The 20,886-nt window shown below is 67.2% G+C and carries 21 protein-coding genes; 12 read left to right on the forward strand and 9 right to left on the reverse strand.

Going from position 1 to position 20,886, the window contains the following annotated elements:
• Positions 1–129: 129 nt before the first annotated feature.
• Together AC5RWU_RS18955 and AC5RWU_RS18960 are read right to left on the reverse strand one after the other, a co-directional pair.
• Complete coding sequence (locus tag AC5RWU_RS18955) at positions 130–738, reverse strand: DUF3027 domain-containing protein (RefSeq protein ID WP_494032335.1); 609 nt, start codon at positions 736–738, stop codon at positions 130–132.
• An 11-nt stretch (positions 739–749) separates the two neighbouring features.
• Complete coding sequence (locus AC5RWU_RS18960) at positions 750–1,133, reverse strand: cold-shock protein (RefSeq protein ID WP_494032334.1); 384 nt, start codon at positions 1,131–1,133, stop codon at positions 750–752.
• Between the two features lie 245 nt (positions 1,134–1,378).
• Between AC5RWU_RS18960 and AC5RWU_RS18965 the strand changes: the two genes are divergently transcribed.
• From AC5RWU_RS18965 to AC5RWU_RS19000, 8 genes are all read left to right on the forward strand, one after another.
• The gene (locus tag AC5RWU_RS18965) at positions 1,379–1,654 is read left to right on the forward strand and encodes a hypothetical protein (RefSeq protein ID WP_494032333.1); all 276 of its coding nucleotides are present in this window, start codon (positions 1,379–1,381) and stop codon (positions 1,652–1,654) included.
• 141 nt (positions 1,655–1,795) lie between these two features.
• Positions 1,796–4,318, forward strand: coding sequence for a helicase-associated domain-containing protein (locus tag AC5RWU_RS18970; RefSeq protein WP_494032332.1), 2,523 nt, complete (start codon positions 1,796–1,798; stop codon positions 4,316–4,318).
• Positions 4,319–4,324: 6 nt separating this feature from the next.
• Positions 4,325–5,983: a DNA repair helicase XPB gene (locus AC5RWU_RS18975; RefSeq protein WP_494032331.1), complete on the forward strand. Its 1,659-nt coding sequence runs from the start codon at positions 4,325–4,327 to the stop codon at positions 5,981–5,983.
• A gap of 100 nt (positions 5,984–6,083) precedes the next feature.
• A complete protein-coding gene (locus AC5RWU_RS18980; RefSeq protein ID WP_494032330.1) occupies positions 6,084–7,076 on the forward strand; it encodes a dienelactone hydrolase family protein in 993 nt (330 codons plus the stop codon).
• 109 nt (positions 7,077–7,185) lie between these two features.
• The gene (locus AC5RWU_RS18985; protein ID WP_494032329.1) at positions 7,186–7,896 is read left to right on the forward strand and encodes a response regulator transcription factor; all 711 of its coding nucleotides are present in this window, start codon (positions 7,186–7,188) and stop codon (positions 7,894–7,896) included.
• Positions 7,897–7,899: 3 nt separating this feature from the next.
• Positions 7,900–9,402, forward strand: a complete 1,503-nt coding sequence (locus tag AC5RWU_RS18990) for a sensor histidine kinase (protein ID WP_494032328.1) — start codon at positions 7,900–7,902, stop codon at positions 9,400–9,402.
• Between the two features lie 92 nt (positions 9,403–9,494).
• Entirely contained in the window at positions 9,495–9,785 is a 291-nt protein-coding gene (locus AC5RWU_RS18995) for a WXG100 family type VII secretion target (RefSeq protein WP_494032327.1), read from the forward strand.
• Positions 9,786–9,881: 96 nt separating this feature from the next.
• Complete coding sequence (locus AC5RWU_RS19000) at positions 9,882–10,775, forward strand: DUF4031 domain-containing protein (protein ID WP_494032326.1); 894 nt, start codon at positions 9,882–9,884, stop codon at positions 10,773–10,775.
• A gap of 72 nt (positions 10,776–10,847) precedes the next feature.
• Here AC5RWU_RS19000 and groL read toward each other — a convergent pair whose 3' ends face one another.
• Positions 10,848–12,476, reverse strand: a complete 1,629-nt coding sequence (groL, locus tag AC5RWU_RS19005; RefSeq protein ID WP_494032325.1) for a chaperonin GroEL — start codon at positions 12,474–12,476, stop codon at positions 10,848–10,850.
• 371 nt (positions 12,477–12,847) lie between these two features.
• Here groL and AC5RWU_RS19010 point away from each other — a divergent pair, with 371 nt between their 5' ends.
• Entirely contained in the window at positions 12,848–13,207 is a 360-nt protein-coding gene (locus AC5RWU_RS19010) for a TM2 domain-containing protein (protein ID WP_494032324.1), read from the forward strand.
• A gap of 112 nt (positions 13,208–13,319) precedes the next feature.
• On the opposite strand, the gene AC5RWU_RS19015 is transcribed toward AC5RWU_RS19010, so the two are convergent.
• Both AC5RWU_RS19015 and AC5RWU_RS19020 read right to left on the reverse strand, forming a co-directional pair.
• Positions 13,320–13,967: a LytR C-terminal domain-containing protein gene (locus AC5RWU_RS19015; RefSeq protein ID WP_494032323.1), complete on the reverse strand. Its 648-nt coding sequence runs from the start codon at positions 13,965–13,967 to the stop codon at positions 13,320–13,322.
• A 34-nt stretch (positions 13,968–14,001) separates the two neighbouring features.
• Entirely contained in the window at positions 14,002–14,310 is a 309-nt protein-coding gene (locus AC5RWU_RS19020) for a DUF3263 domain-containing protein (protein ID WP_494032322.1), read from the reverse strand.
• 130 nt (positions 14,311–14,440) lie between these two features.
• On the opposite strand from AC5RWU_RS19020, the gene AC5RWU_RS19025 reads away from it, so the two are divergent.
• Positions 14,441–15,217, forward strand: a complete 777-nt coding sequence (locus tag AC5RWU_RS19025) for a uracil-DNA glycosylase (RefSeq protein ID WP_494032321.1) — start codon at positions 14,441–14,443, stop codon at positions 15,215–15,217.
• Between the two features lie 57 nt (positions 15,218–15,274).
• A complete protein-coding gene (locus AC5RWU_RS19030) occupies positions 15,275–16,138 on the forward strand; it encodes a siderophore-interacting protein (RefSeq protein ID WP_494032320.1) in 864 nt (287 codons plus the stop codon).
• A gap of 21 nt (positions 16,139–16,159) precedes the next feature.
• Here AC5RWU_RS19030 and AC5RWU_RS19035 read toward each other — a convergent pair whose 3' ends face one another.
• Positions 16,160–17,548: a threonine/serine exporter family protein gene (locus tag AC5RWU_RS19035; protein ID WP_494032319.1), complete on the reverse strand. Its 1,389-nt coding sequence runs from the start codon at positions 17,546–17,548 to the stop codon at positions 16,160–16,162.
• 152 nt (positions 17,549–17,700) lie between these two features.
• Positions 17,701–18,774, reverse strand: a complete 1,074-nt coding sequence (locus tag AC5RWU_RS19040; RefSeq protein WP_494032318.1) for a lipid II:glycine glycyltransferase FemX — start codon at positions 18,772–18,774, stop codon at positions 17,701–17,703.
• Positions 18,775–19,031: 257 nt separating this feature from the next.
• Here AC5RWU_RS19040 and AC5RWU_RS19045 point away from each other — a divergent pair, with 257 nt between their 5' ends.
• Positions 19,032–19,277, forward strand: a complete 246-nt coding sequence (locus tag AC5RWU_RS19045) for a DUF2630 family protein (RefSeq protein ID WP_494032317.1) — start codon at positions 19,032–19,034, stop codon at positions 19,275–19,277.
• Positions 19,278–19,309: 32 nt separating this feature from the next.
• On the opposite strand, the gene AC5RWU_RS19050 is transcribed toward AC5RWU_RS19045, so the two are convergent.
• Both AC5RWU_RS19050 and AC5RWU_RS19055 read right to left on the reverse strand, forming a co-directional pair.
• Positions 19,310–19,960, reverse strand: a complete 651-nt coding sequence (locus AC5RWU_RS19050; RefSeq protein WP_494032316.1) for a DUF305 domain-containing protein — start codon at positions 19,958–19,960, stop codon at positions 19,310–19,312.
• A gap of 11 nt (positions 19,961–19,971) precedes the next feature.
• Entirely contained in the window at positions 19,972–20,625 is a 654-nt protein-coding gene (locus AC5RWU_RS19055; RefSeq protein ID WP_494032315.1) for a thioredoxin-like domain-containing protein, read from the reverse strand.
• Positions 20,626–20,886: the final 261 nt, after the last annotated feature.

Genomic DNA, 20,886 nt, shown 5'->3' on the forward strand with positions numbered 1-20,886 from the left:
CGATTCGGCGGCCATCGCCGTCGTCTGCGCTCTGGCCACGGTCCTGACGGTGCCCCTGCTGCCCAGCGGCCTGCCCATCCTGGTGGCTGCCGCGGTGCCCGGCAGCCCGGGTTTAAAGCTCCCCCGGCCTTAGGACTCGGAATCCACTTCCGGCTCGTTCACCGGTTCAGCTTCGGCCGACTCTTCCGCTTCGACGATTTCGACGCCGGCCACCGCTTCGTCGGCTTCGGCTGCTTCAGTGCCGGCCTGCACCGGCTCCGCGGCTGCCTCCTGATCGGCTTCCTGGGCCGCTACATCTTCCGGCCGGACCCGTTCCGCCCAGGGCACCCATTCCGGTGCCAGCAGGGAACGTTCGGACGGCAGCAATCCGATTTCGCAGACCGTGGCGTTCTTGCCCCGCGGTACGCGCGACAGCGTTGCGAACCACTGCCAGCCGACATAGCCCGGCACTCGTGCCTCGAAACGGTGGGTGACGAGGCGGTCACCGTCTGCGACGGCTCCTGCATAGTCACCAACCTGCGCTGCAGGCGCAAGCTGCAGCACGCCGTCGCGCGCTGTTTCGACGGCGGCGGCTAGCAGGGCGTCCAGTTTCGGCTTCCGCGAAGCAGCACGACGGCGCGCGGCCGGCACCGCCTCAGGCTCCGTTGAGGGCGCGGCCTCCGCCACGCCCTCCGCAGTTGCGTCCCCCACTGCTGTTTCCGTGCCGGCCTCCCCTGTCCTGGTTTCCGTATCAGTCACGTCTGTGTACCTCAGAGATCAATGTCGTCGGCTACCGCGCGGAGCACCGTGGCCACCTTCTTGGCGTGTGCCTTCTCCGGGTAACGTCCCTTGCGCAGGCCGTTGGAAATGCCGTCGAGGAGCTTGATCAAGTCCTCGGTGATGATAGCCAGGTCCTCGGCGGACTTGCGCTTGGCCTTGGCCACGGACGGCTGGGCTTCCAGGATGCGGGCGGACAGCGCCTGGGCGCCCTTCCGGCCCGCGGCGACGCCGAACTCCATCCGAGTGCCGGCCTTGACCTCGGTCACGCCGGCAGGAAGGGCGGATGCGTGCAGGAACACTTCCTGGCCTTCGTCGGTGGCCAGGAAACCAAATCCTTTTTCGGAGTCGTACCACTTGACTTTGCCGATGGGCACTTCGATTACCTCGTTCTTAGCTACGTTGTGCAGTGATGGCGCCCACTGCTGCGTTCCACGGATCCCGCGCGGCTCTTCGTCCGGTTCGTGCGATGGTCTCCGGAGCGTTAGGTGTACTCCCGGTCAACCCGCCAGCCATCAAACTGCCGGCCAAGCAGCAACGGGCAAATCTTTACCGTCTAGATTATCGCGGATTCCCCCTCGCTTGGCTTTGTGACCCCATTGTCCGCTGTTAGCGTTATTCCATGAGCAGCACAGCACCGACTCCCCGTTCCGGCAACACCGGCGGCACAACCGAGGGCAGGACACAGCCTTCCGGCGGGACCACGGCGGTTGCACGGATTGCAGGCATCCTGGCCGCCGTTGCGGTGGTCTCACTGGCCATCGTCCTGGTCGGCGAACTGTTCGGCGCACAGCTGTGGCCCGGGTTCGTCTGGATCGTGCTGCTGGCCTTCCCGCTCGCCTTCATCCTGCTCGGCGGCTTGGTCATCGCCAGCATCCGCCACCGCCGGTCTGTCTGAACTCCCCCGCGAGAAAGCGGGGGTGTTCCGCTGAAGCGGTTCCGGAACCACATCAGCGGAGCGAAGCCGCTTCCCCGTGCCGGAGGGGGTGCGTGACGGCGTCGGACGATGCCGCCGCCCCGCGGCGGTACCGTTAACCTGATGTCCTCTATCCGCGCGCTCGCCTCAGATTTGGCTGCCCGCAGCGATGATCAGCTGCGGGCGCTGCTGAAGGCCCGTCCGGACCTCGGCCTGCCGCCGGTCCCGGATTTTGCTGCCCTGGCCGCCCGGGCCTCCACCAGCATCAGTGTCCAGCGGGCCCTGGAGAATCTCACCCGTCCGCAGCTGACCGTCCTCGAAGCGGCAGTCCTGACCACCAATGAGGACACGGGGCACAGCACGTCCGCGGCCGGCCTCAAGCAGCACCTCGGCGGTGCCACGGCGAAGACCCTGGATGCCGTGCTGTCCGGGCTGCACGCGCTTGCCCTGCTCATCCGGGCTGCGCCGCCTCCGGAGGAGCAATCGCCGGCGGCGTCCCGCCGGAAGCACTACCTGCCGGTCGGCACCATCAAGGACGCCCTTGGCCCCTACCCGGCCGGGCTCGGCAGGCCGTTCTCCGCCCTCGCCGCCTCGCATCCAGTCTTCGGCGGGCACGCCGTCGGAATCGTGGCGCAGCTGCGCGCCGCCGGCTACCCCCTCGCGCCGGCCGACACCCCAGCCGCGGCTGCTGCCGCCCTCGGCAGCTGGGTCGCGGACCGCGGGAACTGGGAGCAGCTGATGTCCCAGGCCCCGCCGGCCACCGGCGAGCTGCTGGCGCGCTTCCGGACGGCCGCCGTCGGCGCGGTTCCGGACGCGCTGCGCCGGTCCTCGGTGGCGGAAACCAGCGGCGCGGACGCGGCGCCGGTGGACTGGCTGCTGGCGCGGGGGCTGCTGGCGCCCCTGGATGCCGGGCATGTGGAACTCCCCCGGGAGGCGGGGATCGCCGCCCGCAGCCACCTGATCGCGGAAGAGCTACAGCTGGAACCGCCGCGTCCGGCCCTGCGCACCACGCGCAACACAGTGCGGGACAATGCCGCCTACGCCGCGGTCGCGGACACTCTGCGCCTGCTGACCGAGGTGCTCAGCCTGGCCGCCGCGCAGCCGGTGACCACCCTGCGCTCCGGAGGTGTCGGAGTCCGCGAAGTCCGGCGGCTCGCCGACGGGCTGCGCATCGAACAGCAGCTGGCCAGCTGGCTGCTGGAACTGGCCGCCGGAGCCGGCCTGCTGGTGCTCGACGTCGATACCTCCCGCTGGGTGGTCCCCTCCGCCGGTCTGGACTGGACCATGCTGGACCGGCACCTCCAGTGGCTGGAGGTGGTGCGCTCCTGGTATGAGAGCGACCGGGCGCCGGCGCTGGTCGGCGAGGCGCTGTCCACCGGCGGCGCCATCAACGTCCTGGCCGCGGAAGCCCACCGGCCCGAGGCCCCAATGGTACGCCGCCGGCTGCTGCTGGCGATGGCCGACCTGGCCGCGGAACAGCTGCCGGACGGGAACGACGGCGGCTCCTCCCCCGCGCCGTCTGCCGCCGACGTCGTTGGCCGGCTGAGCTGGCACCAGCCCCGGCTGCAGCGCCGCTTCAGCCGCCTGGTCCCGGGGATGCTGGCCGAAGCCGCGCACCTGGGGCTGATCGGTTCCGGCGCGCTGACCGCGCTGGGCGAGCTGGCCGCGGCCACGCGGTTCGAGGAGGCCGCCGCCGTCCTGGCGGACAAACTGCCGCCGCCGCTGAGCCATTTCATGCTCCAGGCGGACCTGACCGCCGTCGCACCCGGCTACCTGGAACCGGCGGTGGCGCGGGAACTGGCACTGCTGTCGACGGCGGAGGGCCAGGGACCGGCGGCCATCCACCGGTTCTCCGCGCAGTCGCTGCGGCGCGCCCTCGACGCCGGCCAGGACGCGGCAGCCATCCTCGACTTCCTCACGCGGCACTCGGCCACCGAGGTTCCGCAGCCGCTGCGCTACCTGGTGGAGGACACGGCAGCCCGGCATGGCAGGCTGCGGGTAGGACCGGCGTCGAGCTACCTGCGCAGCGACGACGACGCCGCGCTGGGCACCCTGCTGGCGGACCCCCGGACCGCCGCCCTGGGGCTGGTCAAGGTGGCCCCGACCGTCGTCGTGTCCCGGGCCGGCGCCGCGGAACTGCTGGAGACCCTGCGGGAACTTGGCTACGCGCCGGCCAGGGACCCGGCTGCCGGCAGCACCGGTCCGGCAGGGGCTGCGCTGGGCGCGGCCGGAAGCCAAGGGGCAGCCGGCGCCTTCCCGCGGCCCGCCGTGTCCGGTCCCCGGGCCACTTCGTGGTCGCTGAGCGATGACGATATCGCGGCACAGCTGGCCGCGCTGCGTGCCTCTGCCGCTGCCCGGAAGGAGCCGGGCCGGGCTGGCCGGCAGCCGGCGGGCGGTGTGGCAGCGGGCGGGGTAGCGGCCAGTGAAAGCGGGCCGCTGATCGGGCTGGAGACCCTCCGCAAGGCCATCCGGCTGAAGAGCCGTGTCAGGATGGGCATTGTGGACCAGCAGGGGAATCACCGCCAGGAAATCCTGGTTCCCCTGTCCGTGGCAGGCGGCCGGGTCCGCGTATACGACGCCGGCAAAGACGTAGAGCGTGTGGTGTCTATCCACCGCGTCATGGATGTGGAACTTGTTGAGGACTGAACGCAGATGACCGACGGACCGCTGATTGTCCAGAGCGACAAAACCATCCTGCTGGAGGTGGACCATGGGCAGGCCACCGAGGCGCGCCATGCCATCGCCGCCTTCGCAGAACTGGAACGGGCACCCGAACACGTCCACAGCTACCGCATCACCCCGCTGGGGCTGTGGAACGCCCGGGCCGCGGGACTCGACGCCGAGCAGGTCCTGGACACGCTGCTCAAGTACTCCCGGTTTCCCGTACCGCACGCGCTCCTGATCGACATCGAGGAAACCATGTCGCGCTACGGCCGGCTGCGGCTGGAGAAAGACCCGCAGCACGGCCTGGTCATGCGTACCGACGATTATCCGGTGCTGGAGGAAGTCCTCCATGCCAAGAAGATCCAGCCGCTGCTGGGCCCGCGCATCGACGGGGAGACAGTCGTCGTCCATGGCTCCCAGCGCGGCCAGCTCAAGCAGCTGCTGCTCAAGCTCGGGTGGCCCGCCGAGGACCTCGCCGGTTATGTCGAGGGCACCCCGCATCCGATCCTGCTCAATGAGTCCAAGGAGCCCGGCGGCTGGCAACTGCGGCCGTACCAGAAGGTAGCCACGGAGAACTTCTGGGCCGGAGGGTCCGGCGTCGTCGTTCTTCCCTGCGGTGCCGGCAAGACACTGGTGGGCGCCGCGGCGATGGCGACCAGCCAGACCACCACCCTGATCCTGGTCACCAATACCGTGTCCGCGCGGCAGTGGAAGGAAGAACTGCTGAAACGGACCTCGCTGACGGCCGATGAGATCGGCGAGTACTCGGGCGCGGTGAAGGAAGTGCGGCCGGTGACCATCGCCACCTACCAGGTCCTGACCATGCGCCGGGGCGGGCTGTACCCGCATCTGGAGCTGCTGGACGCCAATGACTGGGGCCTGATCATCTACGACGAGGTCCATCTGCTTCCCGCGCCGATCTTCCGGATGACCGCGGACCTGCAGGCCCGCCGCCGGCTGGGGCTGACCGCCACACTGGTGCGGGAGGACGGCCGCGAAGGCGAGGTTTTTTCGCTGATCGGGCCCAAGCGCTACGACGCGCCCTGGAAGGACATCGAAGCGCAGGGCTATATCGCCCCGGCAGACTGCGTGGAAGTCCGTGTGGACCTGCCGCGGGACGAACGCGTGGCGTATGCGATGGCCGAGGATGCGGACAAGTACCGCCTGTGTGCCACCTCGGAGACCAAGACCGGCGTGGTGGAGCGGCTGGTGGTGTCCCACAGCGGCGAGCAGTTGCTGGTGATCGGCCAGTACATCGACCAGCTGGACGAGATCGGCCAGCGCCTGGACGCCCCGGTCATCAAGGGCGAGACCTCGGTGAAGGAACGGCAGCGGCTCTTCAATGCGTTCCGGGCCGGCGAAATCCACACGCTGGTGGTGTCCAAGGTCGCCAATTTCTCCATCGACCTGCCCGAGGCCTCCGTGGCCATCCAGGTCTCCGGTTCCTTCGGGTCCCGGCAGGAGGAGGCCCAGCGGCTGGGCCGGCTGCTGCGGCCCAAGTCCGACGGCCGGTCCGCACGCTTTTACACGCTGGTCGCCCGGGACACCCTGGACCAGGACTTCGCGGCCAAGCGCCAGCGTTTCCTGGCCGAGCAGGGGTACGCGTACACCATCATGGACGCCGCGGACATCGGCAAAGACAGCTGAGGGCTGCTGCCGGTGAACCCGGACGTGCTTGAATACGTGTGACCGGCACCGCGCAATGTCCGTTTCGCGGTGGACGCAGTTCGGCGGAAGAGAGTCCGTGATGGCACCCAAACCCCTAGGCAAGTTCGAGAAGTACCTGATTCAGGAATTCTTCGACGACTACCGCGAAGGCCTGATTTCCCGGCGCACCTTCACGCGGCGGGTAGCGCTGATCACAGGCACCATGGCCTCAGCCGCATCCGCCATGCTGGCGGTCGGCTGCGCGCCCAACGAGGTCCCGGAGGCGACGGATCCGATTCCCGAACCGGATACTCCGACGACGGCCCCGGAAGTCCCGGGCGAACCGGTGCCGGGCGCGCGCAGCCCGCTCTCCGTTCCGGAAGGTGACCCGGACCTGGAAACCGGCAACGTCTCCTTCCCCAGCCAGGGCGCCGACATCACCGGCTACCTCGCCCGCCCTGCCGCCGACGGGGCCTACCCCGCGGTGCTGGTCTGCCATGAAAACCGCGGCCTGACTCCGCACATCCGGGATGTCGCCCGGCGCTTCGCCAAGGAAGGCTACGCCGCGCTGGCAGTGGACCTGCTCTCCCGCGAGGGCGGAACCGACGCCCAGGACCGCGATGCCGTGCCCAGCCTGCTCACGGATGCCGGAGCGGACCGCCACGTGGGCGATTTCCAGGCTGGCTTCGAATACCTGATCACCCAGGACTTCGTCGATCCGCAGCGGATCGCGATGAACGGCTACTGCTTCGGCGGCGGCATCACCTGGCAGGCCGCCACCCAGATGTCCGGTCTCAAGGCTGCAGCCCCGTTCTATGGACCGGCACCGGAGCTGTCCCAGGTTCCCAATATCCAGGCCGCGGTGTTTGGGGTGTACGCCGAGCAGGACGAGCGGATCACCAGCGGCGTGCCGGAACTGGAAGCGGCGCTGCAGCAGGCCGGAACCGTCCACGAGCTGAAGATCTATCCCGGCGTCAACCACGCCTTCCACAATGACACCGGCGACCGCTATGTGGAGGCCCAGGCTCTGGAGGCGTGGAATGACATGCTGGCCTGGTTCGAGCAGCAGCTTCCGGGCCTTCCGGATACGTAGAAAGTGGGCGAGCCCAGCTGCGGACCGCACAGCCGGGACGCATATTACTTCCAAGAACCTCCCAAGGTGCTCCTAGACTTTTCCCAGAAAAGCGGAGCACCATGGGAAGGTGAAGAAAAATGCACCCGAAGCCAAGCTCCTGGTCGTCGACGACGAGCCCAATATCCGTGAGCTGCTCTCAACCTCCCTGCGTTTCGCCGGGTTCGACGTCGTTGCTGCTGCCAACGGGCGCGACGCCCTTGCCGCCGTCGAGGAGTACAACCCGGACCTCGCTGTCCTGGATGTCATGCTTCCGGATATGGACGGATTCACGGTCACCCGCCGGCTGCGCGCCTCGGGCAGGCATTTCCCCGTCCTGTTCCTGACGGCGCGGGACGACACCGAGGACAAGGTCACCGGCCTGACGGTCGGAGGCGATGACTACGTCACCAAGCCCTTCAGCCTGGATGAAGTCGTGGCGCGCATCCGCGCCGTGCTGCGGCGCACCCAGCCCTTCGACGACGAAGGCGCCGTCATCCAGGTCGATGATCTGGAACTGGACGACGACGCGCATGAGGTCCGCCGTGCAGGCGAAACCATTGAACTGTCCCCGACCGAGTTCAAGCTGCTGCGCTACCTGATGATGAACCCCAACCGGGTGCTCTCCAAGGCCCAGATCCTGGACCATGTCTGGGAATACGACTTCAACGGGGATGCCTCCATCGTCGAGTCCTACATCTCCTATCTGCGCCGCAAGATCGACAGCAAGCCCAATGCCCCCGCCCTGATCCAGACCAAACGGGGTGTTGGATACCTGCTGCGCTCGTCTGAGAAGCGCTAGACCTTGATCAACCTCTGGAAATCCGCGTCGCTGCGCACCCAACTGGTGGCGATCATGTCCATCCTCATGGTGGTGGCCGTGGGGATCACCGGGCTGCTGACTATTTCCATGCTGCGCCAGAACCTCATCAACAGCATGGACCAGGACATCCGAAACAATGCCCAAGCCGTCTCCAACTACGTCTTCGGCATCTCGGAAACCACGGACAGTTCCCTGCTGCGCTATTACGGGGCGCTCCTGAACAACAGCGGCACCGTGCTGCGGCCAACGGTCGAGCAGTCGGCCACCCAGGATGTTCCGGACCTGCGCGGGCTAGATCTGGAGGCCGCCAGGGCCAGTGAAAAGCCCGTACCGGTTCCGGGGACCCTGCCGGACAGCCAGGGCTGGCGCGTCCAGATCTTCGGGCTCCAGGACAGCCAGGGCTACATGGCAGTGGGCCTGCCGATGGCCACGGTCAATGACCCAGTGGATGAGACGGCCGCCCTGATCCTGACCGTCGGGCTGGCATCGACCGTCTTCGCCTCCGCCGTCGCCTACCTTGCGGTCACCCGGTCCTTCCGGCCGCTGGTCCGCATGGAGAAGACCGCCTCGGCCATCGCCAACGGCGATCTGTCACGCCGCGTCGAGGTGGAGAATCCGGCCACGGAGGTGGGCCGGCTCTCCCGCTCAGTCAACACCATGCTCTCCCACATCGAGGGAGCCTTTGCAGCCCGCGTCGAGTCGGAGAAGAAGATGCGCCGCTTCGTCTCCGACGCTTCCCATGAGCTCCGGACACCGCTGGTCACCATTCGCGGTTTCTCCGAGCTGTACCGGCATGGCGGACTACAGACGGAGGAGGATGTCGCCAAGGCCATGGGCCGGATCGAGGGCGAAGCAACCCGAATGGGCCAGCTGGTGGAGGACCTGCTCACCTTGGCCCGCATCGATGAGCAGCGCCCGCTGGAATCCAAGCCGGTGGACCTGCTGGTGCTCGGCACGGACGCGGCGATGGATGCCCGGGTCAGCGCCCCGGACCGCCAGGTCAAGGTGATCGGGCTCGACGGCGGTCGCGCCCGGAGCGCCCCGACGGTCGGCGACGAGGCGCGCCTGCGCCAGGTCATGGCGAACCTGGTCACCAATGCGCTGCGCTACACGCCGGAAGGCACGCCGATCGAAATCGCCGTCGGTGTGGAGCCTGTCATCGACAACCGCAAGGATTCGATCATCGAAGTCCGCGACCACGGCCACGGCATCTCCGAGGAAGAGGCATCCCGGGTCTTCGAACGCTTCTACCGTGCGGATACGTCGCGGACGCGTGAAACGGGCGGTACGGGACTCGGGCTCGCCATCGTGGCGGCCCTGGTGGCCCAGCACGACGGCACCGTCCGGATCCTGGAGACCGACGGCGGCGGGGCCACCCTGTCCATCCGGCTCCCCTACAGCGACGCTGACGAAACCGCCCAGTCCGAAACGACCATTCCTCCACAGCCGCGGCACCGGCCCGGTTTTCCACAGTTCCGCCGTTAGCCCGGACGCGGACCTCCCCGGGCGCCTAGCCTCGAAGTGTCAGGTACACCGATCACTTCCGAACATTTCGAATGGCTCCCAGGAGGAACCCCATGGCAACTTTCCATGTAGACAGTGAGGCACTCGCCGCCAAGAGCAGCGAGGTCCAGTGCACCATCGACCGTATCCGGACCGAGGTCTCGGCGATGCAGGGCGGGCTGCGCGAGCTGGAGGCCATGTGGACCGGTCAGGCCGCAGCCAATTTCCAGCAGCTCATCACCGAGTGGCACGCCACCCAGCTGAAGGTGAAGGAATCCTTGGCCAGCATCAATGCGGCCCTCTCGCAGGCCTCCCAGCAGTACGCCAGCGCGGAGGACGCCAACGCCTGCCTCTTCATGGCGTAACACCCGCCCCCGCGTCTTCTCCCCCGCTGCCCCGGTGGTTGAGGGAGCGAGGAACGAGCGAGTCGAAACCCCGGTCCCCGGCAAGTAGGCTGAAGCGTGGCCATTCTGATCGATCCGCCCTCGTGGCCCGCCCACGGGACCCTCTTCTCGCACCTGATCTCGGATACGTCGCTGGCTGAGCTGCATGCCTTTGCCGCCGCCGCGGGCATTCCCGAACGTGCCTTCGACGAGGATCACTACGATGTTCCGGAACGCCGGTACGGCGACCTGGTGGCTCTGGGAGCCGGCGAAGTCAGCGGCGCCCAGCTCACGCGGGCCCTGATTTCAAGCGGCCTGCGCGTCCCGGCCCGCCTGCGCAGCAGCAAGCTGGAAGCATCGCTGCTCAGCCATTGGAATCTGCTGCTGCCGGGCCGGGAGGCCCTCGGCCGGGCCCTGATAGCGCGCTGGGGCGAGCCGCACCGCCACTATCATGACCGCACCCACTTGCTGGCTGTGCTGGAAGCCCTCGGACTGCTGTTCAAGATGGGCGAAGAACCCGGCGCAGACCGGCGGGCCATCCTGCTGGCCGCCTGGTTCCACGACTCGGTCTATGACGGCGTGCCCGGCGGCGACGAGGAAGCTTCCGCCCGCCTGGCCGAAAAGCTGCTTCCGGATGCCGGCTGCCCGGCCGGCGAAGTCAGCGAAACAGCACGGCTGGTGCGGCTGACCGCCCACCACGCCCCCGCAGCCGATGACCGGGCCGGAGCGCTTCTCTGCGACGCGGACCTGTCCATCCTGGGCAGCGCACCCGGGTGCTACGCCCGGTACCTCCGACAGGTCAGGCTTGAATACAGCCATGTCAGCGACGGGGACTTCGCGCGCGGACGCACCGCCGTCGTCGAACGCCTGCTTGCGCTGGAACCGCTCTTCCATACGCCCGCCGCCCAGCGACTGTGGCTGGACCAGGCTCAATCGAACCTGCGCAGTGAACTCGCCGCCTGGGGCCATTAACAGCGGAAGGCGCGGCTCCCGTTTGACGGGGAACCGCGCCTTCGGCGCTAATCGGCCGGAGCCGGCTGGGGACTAGAAGCCGCCCATGCCGCCCATCTCGTCGCCGCCCGGCATGGCCGGAGCGGTCTTCTCGGGCTTGTCGGCGACAACAGCCTCGGTGGTGAGGAACAGACCGGCGATCGAAGCCGCGTTCTGCAGAGCAGAGCGGGTGACCTTGACCGGGTCGTTCACACCGGCAGCCAGCAGGTCCTCGTACACGCCGGTGGCAGCGTTCAGACCGTGGCCGGCGGGCAGGCCGCGGACCTTGTCGACAACAACGCCCGGCTCAAGGCCTGCGTTGAAGGCGATCTGCTTCAGCGGAGCGTCGATGGCAACCTTGACGATGTTGGCGCCGGTTGCCTCGTCGCCCTCGAGGTTCAGATTGGCGAACGCCTTGAGGCCGGCCTGGATCAGGGCAACGCCGCCACCGGCGACGATGCCTTCCTCAACAGCAGCCTTGGCGTTGCGGACGGCGTCCTCGATGCGGTGCTTGCGTTCCTTGAGTTCAACCTCGGTTGCGGCACCGGCCTTGATGACTGCAACACCGCCGGCCAGCTTGGCCAGGCGTTCCTGCAGCTTCTCGCGGTCGTAGTCGGAATCGGAGTTTTCGATCTCGGCGCGGATCTGGTTGACCCGGCCCGCGATCTCCTCGGCGTCGCCGGCACCTTCGACGATGGTGGTCTCGTCCTTGGTGACAACAACCTTGCGTGCCTTGCCCAGCAGGTCAAGGGTGGCGTTCTCCAGTTTGAGGCCGACTTCCTCGGCGATGACCTGGCCACCGGTGAGGATGGCGATGTCGGCCAGCTGGGCCTTGCGGCGGTCGCCGAAGCCCGGAGCCTTGACGGCAACGGACTTGAAGGTGCCGCGGATCTTGTTGACAACCAGGGTGGCCAAAGCCTCGCCCTCGACGTCTTCGGCGATGATCAGCAGCGGCTTGCCGGACTGCATGACCTTCTCCAGAACCGCAACGAGGTCCTTCACGTTGGAGATCTTGGAGTTGACGATCAGGATGTACGGATCCTCGAGGACCGTCTCCTGGCGCTCTGCGTCGGTGACGAAGTAGCCGGAGATGTAGCCCTTGTCGAAGCGCATGCCCTCGGTGAGCTCAAGCTCCAGGCCGAAGGTGTTGGACTCCTCGACGGTGATGACGCCTTCCTTGCCCACCTTGTCGAGGGCCTCGGAGATCAGTTCACCGATCTGGGTGTCACCTGCGGAGATGGATGCCGTAGCAGCAATCTCTTCCTTGGTCTCGATTTCCTTGGCGGAAGCGAGCAGTTCGGAAGTAACGGCTTCAACGGCCTTCTCGATGCCGCGCTTGAGGCTCAGCGGATCAGCGCCGGCGGCAACGTTGCGCAGGCCTTCCTTGACCAGAGCCTGGGCGAGCACGGTTGCGGTCGTGGTACCGTCGCCGGCGACGTCGTCCGTCTTCTTGGCAACTTCCTTGACCAGCTCGGCGCCGATCTTCTCATACGGGTCGTCCAGCTCGATCTCCTTGGCGATGGAAACACCATCGTTGGTGATCGTGGGAGCGCCCCACTTCTTCTCGAGGACAACGTTGCGGCCGCGCGGGCCCAGCGTTACCTTGACTGCGTCAGCGAGGATGTTCAATCCGCGCTCGAGGCCACGGCGTGCCTCTTCATCAAACGAAATGATCTTGGCCATAACGGCTTCGTCCTTCCGGAACAATCATGCTCTTTAGCAGTGGCTGCTCGAACCGGCTGCGATGCCCGCGACGGACGGGAGGCAATCCGGCGATCTCGATACGCCGGCTCGACCAACCCTCACCACAGTGGTTCGGTGATCCTCCCGGGCCAGCAACTTAGCAGTCACCGGCCAGGAGTGCTAAGTCAATAATTAGCACTCGCAGGGTGAGAGTGCAAGCGGACGCCGGACTGTGCCCGCCGTATCCGCCAACCGCGAAACAGCCCGTCCCGGATCGCTCAGGGCCTGATCAGGGATCTTCCCGATGGCGGGCAGGCGGAGCCGCTCCTACCGTGGATGTAGCGGCCCCATCCATCGAAGGAGCAGTACCGATGAGCCAGAATCCAGAATCTTCCGAATGGCCTCCCCGGGACAGGCGGGAGTGGCCTCCGCAGCCGGGACCGCCCTACGGCCAGCAGCCCGGCTACGGTATTCCGGGACCGCCCTACGGCTATGGGGCCTACAACGGGCAAAAGTCGCAGCTGGTGGCCGGCCTGCTCGGCGTCCTGCTGGGCGGCCTGGGCATCCACCGGTTCTACCTGGGCTATGTGGGGGTAGGCATCGCACAGATCGTGGTCACCTTCGCCACCTTCGGCCTCGGCTGGGTGTGGGGCTTCGTCGAAGGCATCATGATCCTGGCCGGCGCCCGGATGTTTTGCACGGATGCCCGCGGCGTCCCGCTCAGGGCTTAGCTGCCCGGGGCAGCCGCCGGATGGAGTCGCCGAGCCGCTGCAGGTACCCGGGAATTCCCCGGGCCGGCCGCTATGCCGGGACACCGCCGTCGTGGATTACAGCTACCCCGGCTTACTGGAAACCGGGGCCCAGCACCACAGTCACCTGCGGTGAAACCGCAGTGGACTCGATCAGGGTGGGGATATTCAGCAACCGCGAAATTTCCTGGGCGGTGGCCAGCTGTTCCGGTCCGTTGTAGAAGATGATCGACGTCTGCACGGGCTGGCCGGCCCAGTTGCCCACCTGGCTGGTGGACCAGCCATCGGCAGCGACGCGGCCGGCCACCGAGCCGGCCAGTCCTCCGGCGGTGGTGCCGTTGAGCACATTGACCGGCAAGGTCTTGTCCATGGGCGCCGGCTCAGCGGTTTCCGGCGCTTCGGTTGGAGCTTCCGTTGGGGCCGTTGCAGCCGGCGTTGGTTCCGCTGTCTCGGCAGCGGCGGCCGTTTCCTCCGCTGCCGCCGACGCGGGCGCACTGGGGCCGGCTGTTGCCGCTGCCTCGGCAACCGGCTCCGCGGACGGAGCCTCGCCTGCGGCGGCACCGATGCCCAGCCGCGGAGCCACAAAGAACGCCGCTGCGCCGATGGCCAGGGCCAGGGCGCCAACCAGGATGATCAGCCCCAGGCCGCCCTGCCGCGGCGGCGCCATCCGGGCGCGGTGGACACCTTGGCGCGCGGAAGATTCGGGGACCTTGTCAAACTCATCCCGGGGATACTCGCTCATAGTCGTGCTGTGTCCTTGATCGAAAGATGCGGAATCAGGCGTCGCTGCCCAGCCGACGAGCCGTACGGGCACGCTGGCGCGACGTACGTAGTCTACGCAATCTCTTGACCAGCATCGGGTCGTGCGCGAGCGCTTCTTCCGTGTCGATCAGCGCATTCAGGATCTGGTAGTAGTGCGTGGCGGACATGTCGAAAAGCTCCCGGATGGCCTGTTCCTTGGCGCCGGCGTACTTCCACCACTGCCGTTCCAAGGCCAGCATCCGCTGGTCGCGCTCACTGAGCGGGCTGTCGGCGTCGTACGCGGTTTCCAGTGAAAAGGCTCCGCTTTCGGCCGCACTTGCCACGGCTCACTCCATTCATTCCGACCGCATCAAACTACCCGTACATGGTACGGGGGAACGAAGCGAAAGTCATTCGAACGGCTCCAGCCTGCGGCTCTCGCGCCAGGTGACCGGGATCGGGCAGGATGGGTGGATGACTGACGACGACGGCGCCCTCTTCCCCCTCCCGGCGGCCGGTAAGGCGCGGGGCGGCAGGCGGACGGCCGATGACGCACACCTGCCCTTCGCGGAACCCGCCCGGCCGGCGGAGTTCATGGCACCGGACTGGGCCAAGGCCATGGAACCGGCCGAGGACGGAATTCACCGGCTTGCCCGCTTCCTGGATGGTGAGCGGGCTGCCGGGCGCAGCTTCCTGCCCGCCCCCGGCAATATCCTGCGCGCGTTCCAGCAGCCGATGGACGCTGTCAAGGTCCTCATCGTCGGGCAGGATCCTTACCCGACCCCCGGGCACCCCATCGGCCTGTCCTTCGCGGTCAATCCGGCGGTGCGCCCGCTGCCGCGCAGCCTGGCGAACATCTACCGTGAGCTGGAATCGGACCTGGGGATTGAGGCCCCCGAGCACGGGGACCTGAGCGCCTGGGCCGGGCAGGGCGTCCTGCTGCTCAACAGGGTCCTCACCGTGGAGGCCGGGGCGTCGGGGTCACACCGGAACAAGGGCTGGGAAGCTGTCACCAACCTGGCGGTCCGTGCCCTGGCCCAGCGAAACCGACCGCTCGTGGCCATTCTCTGGGGGCGGGACGCCCAGAACCTGGCGCCGCTGCTCGGGGACACGCCGCGGATCGAGTCCGCCCATCCCAGCCCGTTGTCCGCCAAGCGCGGTTTCTTTGGTTCCCGGCCGTTCAGCACCGCCAACCGACTGCTGCGCGACCAGGGCGCAGCGGAAATCGACTGGCGGCTGCCCACCGGCTAGCCTGATGAGGCAGACCTAACCCACGGCCGCCAGGCCAGCCTCCAGGAGCATCGGCGAATGAATCAAACCAGCAATGTCCAGGCGGCACCGGCCGTCAAGAAGGCCCGTCCCCTGGTGCGGCTCGAGGTGCTGCGGCGCGAGCAGCTTTCCGACCACATGGTCCGGATCATTGCCGGCGGCGACGGCTTCAAGGACTTCGTGATGAACGACTTCACGGACAAGTATGTGAAGATCCTCTTCCTGCAGCCCGGCACGTCCGCCGCGGATGCACCGGATATGGCCGCGCTTCGCGAAGCGCTTCCCCGGGAACAGTGGCCGGTCACCCGCACCTACACCGTGCGCTGGGTGGATCTTGAAGCCCGGCAGCTGGCCATCGACTTCGTGGTCCACGGCGACGAGGGACTGGCCGGCCCCTGGGCTGCCGCCGCACAGCCGGGCGATGAGCTGCTGTTCACCAGCCCCGGGGGCGCCTACGCACCCAACCCGGCTGCCGACTGGCACCTCTTCGCCGGGGACGAAGCGGCGCTGCCCGCCATTGCGGCGGGCATCGAAGCCCTCCCGGCGGACGCCGTCGGAACCGCATTCGTCGAGGTCGGCACCGCAGGCGACATCCAGGACATCGCCGTACCGGACGGCGTCGAGGTCACCTGGCTGCTGCGCGCCGGCGACGGCGGCACGGACCCCGGCGCAGGCACCACCGACCTGCTGGTCCGGGCCATCGCGGAGATGGACTGGCGCGAGGGCGACGTGCATGCGTTCGTGCACGGCGAACGCGGCTACATGAAGGCGCTGCGCGACATTCTCTTCAAGCAGCGCGGGCTGCAGCGGTCACAGGTTTCGCTCTCCGGCTACTGGGCGCTGGGCCGGGCGGAGGACCAGTTCCAAGCGGAGAAGAAGACGGAGATCGGCAAGATCCTGTAGCCGGGTGCCGGCGGTCGGCTCCTAGCGGCGGCGGGTGCGGGCACGCCTCTCGTTCGACCCCAGGCCGCGGGTCAGCGGGTGGGCCAGGTGGTCGCCCAGGACGGTGCCGCCGGCGGTGCCCAGGATCACTGTCAGCGCGTTGAACAGCCCCAGCACGCCGATCAGCGGCTCATCGGCATTCACGGTCAGCTCGTACATGGACCGGAAGATGGTCATCCCGGGCCACAGGAACATCACCGCGGGCACGGCCATCACCAGCTGCGGCGAGCCCAGCCGCAGGGCGATCAGGCGGGCGGCGAAACCTATCGCCACAGCGGCGGCGGCCGGCGCCAGCCGGTCCCCGATCCCGATGTAGCCCACGGCCTCATAGATCAGGAACCCGCACAGGGCCACCAGCCCCGTGGGCAGCAGCATCTTGGCGCTGGTCTGTTCCGAAATACACATGGACGCGGCGGCAACAATAACCAGCAGGGCCTGGACAGCGAACGGGTAGCCGCCCGGTCCGGGATCCAGCACGTCCAGTCCGCCGGCGCCCACCAGTTCCATGGCCACCAGGCCGACGCCGATGCCCGAGACGATCGCGGCAAAGGTCAGGAACGCGGAGAGGTAACGGCCGGCGGCGGTGACCGGGAAGCCGTTGATGGCATCCTGCGTCGCGGAGACCAGCCGTCCGGTGGGCAGCAGCAGGATGATGCCGCCGGCCACCACGATGCCCGGAGTGATCGGCACCTCCAGCGCCCAGAGCGCGACGGCGACGAACGTGACCAAGGCGGCGTTGGTCGCCGTCGTAAAGAAGTCCGGGATCCGCCAGCGCGCGAATTGCCGGGACACCAGCCCCACGGCGATGCTGCTGAGGAAGGCAACCAAGGACGCCAGCGGGCTGCCGCCCATGAAGGCCACGATCGTGGCGGCGAAGACACCCAGCGAGAAGGTCACCATCCACTTGGGGAACGGCTTGGAGCTGCGCGTGATCTCCGTCAGCCGGTTGATCGCCTCCTGCCGGCTCACGCCGCCCTTGACGATGTCCGTGACCAGCTGGTGGACCAGGGACAGACCCGCGTAGTTGTTGGTCCAGGAACGCACCACGCGCAGCACCGTGATCGGGGTGGCGTCCTTGGGTGCGTAGTTGATCACCACGGACTGGTTGGTGATTTCGACGTCGATATGGCTCAGTCCCAGCGACGCCGTGACGGCGATGATGCTCGTCTCGACTTCCAGCGCACCGGCGCCGTACCGGAACATGGTCTCGGCCAGGTTCAGGGCGAAGTCCAGCGTCTTGCGGGCGCTGGCGTCCTGCCCGCCGACCTGGATGATCGGATTGGCATAGGGACTGCCGGCCAGCCGCTCCACGATGTTCATCGGGGCCGTGGGCGGGGACTCGCCTTGGAGGAGTTTGCGGAGCACCCGCATGGCGGAGTCGTTGGCACGCTGCCCGTTCAGGGCGGGTACGGGCTTAACGGACCTGGGCTGCGCTCCCCTGACCGCTGGGCGCGCCGTCCTATGCTCGACTGGCTCCTGCTCCAAAGTCCCCTCTCTTCGGGTCCGCGGCGCGAAGCCGCGGTTTAGTAGAACGGTTGATGATGTTTGCGCCAGTACAACTGACGGAAAACCTTCTCGCCGATGGACTCCCACGCCTTGTACTTCAGCGGGCTGATGACCTGGTCATAGCATCCGACATAGTCGATGACCGTCTTGGTGAAGCTGGTCTTGAACATGCCCAGCCCGTGGAAAGCGTGGTCCTTATCCTTGAGTTTGGCTGCCGGCGGAGTTCCGCAGAAGTCATACGTCTCAATACCGAGTTCCTTGAGATCGTTGATGGCCCGCCATTGCACCAGGTGCGAATCACCGTACTGGCTGCGGCGGGGTTTGGAACCGCCGTCCTTATATGTTCCCTTGCGCCCATAGTTAATGACAAATGCGCCCACCGAGGGGGAGCCGTCCTCGTAGACGAAGTACAGCCGGCCCATCCCCGCGTCGATGAAATTGCGCCAGAACCGGCTGTAGTACTCGAAGGAGCGGAGCTGGACGTTGGCGTTGCCCTGCCCCACCTGGTCCATGAGCCCGTACATGGTGCGGAAGTTTTCCTCCGTCGGCTCCGCCTGGACCACTTCCACGCCTTCGCGGATGGCCCGGCGGACGGCATTGCGGCCGCGTGAGTGCAGATTGCGCAGCAGCTTGTTTTCCTCCGGGGTCACATCCAGCACGGCCGTGCTGTCATTGGGCTGGATGTTGAAGGTCTTGACCAAGCCCGCTTCCGCGAACGCCGCCCGTACCTCCTCGCCGTCGAGGATGTCCGGTTCGATCTTGATGGCGAAGACGTCCTGCCGGTGGTCCTTGACGAACTTCTCATTGGCCTTTAGGATGCCGGGGATATCGGCGGCATCGGCGACGTCCGGCCCCTTGATGAGGTACCACAGCTTGCCGAGGACCGGAAAGTCCTTCTCCAGCACCAGGTTGTAGCTGCTGTAATCCGCCGTTTCATATACCAGGTGCCGCGGGGTCCAGCCGTGATGCGACTTCACCTCCGCGAACGGGGCGGACTGCAGCAGGTTGCCTCCGCTGGGATTGGCGGTCACGTGCCGGTCCCAGTCGGCAATTTCCTCGGCGGTGGCGGCACGGGCGGTGAATTCTCGCAAAGTTCCTCGTTCACTCTCGCCGGACGCTCGCTGATCCGGCCGGACGTGGCATGGCCCCCCTGGGGCCATTGGTTGTGTGAGCAGTGCCAGTCTAGCGGCTGCCAATCCTGAGGCTGGACAGGTACGACGGCGCCGGCCGGCCCGGGCGGGAACCGCACCTTGGGTGTCCTACCCAGCGGCGGGACCGCGGCGTAGGCTGGACGGATCGAAGCTGTTCCACCCTGCATTCCAGGAACGAATACTCCAAGGGAGTAACTATGGACAACAAGAGCCTCCTGTCCCAGATCAACGAGCTCGTGGAGCAGGAGCACGCTCTGCGGGACAAGATTGCCAGCGAACTGGGTCACAGTCCGGAAGACAAGCAAACCCTGAAGGACGTCGAGACGCAGCTGGACCAGTGCTGGGACCTGCTGCGCCAGCGGCGGGCCCTGCGCAAGGCATTCAAGGACGAAGACCAGGCGCGTCTGCGGTCCCCGGAAAAGGTGGAGGGCTACCGCCAGTAGCCCTCCACCACGCCCTGCCGGCCGCCTTGGGCTCAGCGCTGGGCGAGCAGCTCGTTCATGTAGTCGATCTCGCTCTGCTGGGCGAGAACAACCGAGTCAGCCAGGGCCTCCACCACACGTGAATCCGAGCGCTCCAGGACGGCATTCGCCATGTCCACCCCGCCCCGGTGGTGGTCGATCATGAGCTCAAGGAAAAGCCGCTCTGCTTCGGTCCCGGTCAGGGTCTGAAGCTGCCGGAGTTCCTCGGGAGTGGCCATTCCCGGCATTTGGCCGGACGCGTGCGCCATGCCTCCGTGCGCTTCGTGGGAATCCTCCGGTGAGGCCATCATCCAGTCCATGGCCGGAGTCTGCGATGCCTGCGGCAGGCCCCAGACCGCAAGCCACCCATACATCTGGCCCGCCTGGTGCTGCTGGGACGTCGCAATGTCATAGGCCAACTGGCGGATCGTCTCATCCTGGGTCTGGTCCCGGATGATCAGGGACATCTCCACCGCCTGGCGGTGATGCACCTGCATATCCCTTGCAAAGCCGGCTTCGGCGCTGGTGGTCATCGGGGTGATTTCGCCGGACGGGACCAGCCGTCCCAGCGCCCAACCGGCCAGGAAAACCAGTACCGCGGCGGCAATGGCGGCAACAATCAGCGGGAGCCTGCGTCCGCGGCGGGATGTCTGTGCGGTCGTCATGGCGTCCGCCGTCACGCCACCCGCCCGGGCGCGTCCATGCCGCCGGTGCAGGAGGCACCGGGCTCAGGAGTATTCGGGGACTGCCAGTACTTGGTCACGAAATCGCCCAGCCGACTGTCATCCGCACCGTCCAGGGCCACTTGGGCACCCCAGGCCGAGGCCACCACGGGCGATGAAAGACCTTCGAACGGGGACAGGACAGTGTAGGTGTCCGGCAACTCCTCCTGCAGGGCGGCAACCTGGTCCGCATTGACCCGGGCCGGGTCGTAGGTGACCCAGACGGCGCCGTGCTCCAGGGAGTGGACAGCATTCTCGTTGGGCACCGGCTGCTCGTAGACGCCGCAGTTGAGCCAGACGGCGGAGTGGTCGCCGCCCGCCGGCGGGGTCTGCTCGTACTGGACCGGGGTGGTCACGTGGTTCCTGGAGACGTCCTCGAATTCCTGGAGGCCTTCGATCTGGATGGCATCCGCGCTGGGAACGGGCGGGTCGTTGACCAGCGCCACCGTGACCAGCGCGCCGACCAGCACCACGGCGACGGCTCCCCCGGCGCCGATCAGGATGTTCCGCTTGCGGCGCTCCTTGGCCTGCTGCTCTCGCAGGGCGGCCAGTTTCTCCTCGCGCGACTGCCGTGCGGCCTGCCTCGGCGTGACCTTGTCTCGTCCCACTGCATTTCTCCTTCAGTTGCCTCGCACCTCGTCACCGCTGTCCGGCAGCGATCGCCGGCCGTGCCCAGCCCCCCGGCGTCATTGTTCCTGAAGAGTCCGGACCGCCAGCCGACGCAGACCCTCCCTGACCTAAACTATGGCGTACGTCCGAAGGTTCCAGTGTTTATTGCGAAGTTCAACACACTGTTCAACGCAGCCTCCGGCCCAGGAAGAGCGCACCGCTGTGGCGCTGCCTCACCGACGCCGTCCGCAGACAGATCA

It is taken from the genome of Arthrobacter sp. B0427-1-12 (assembly GCF_059092905.1).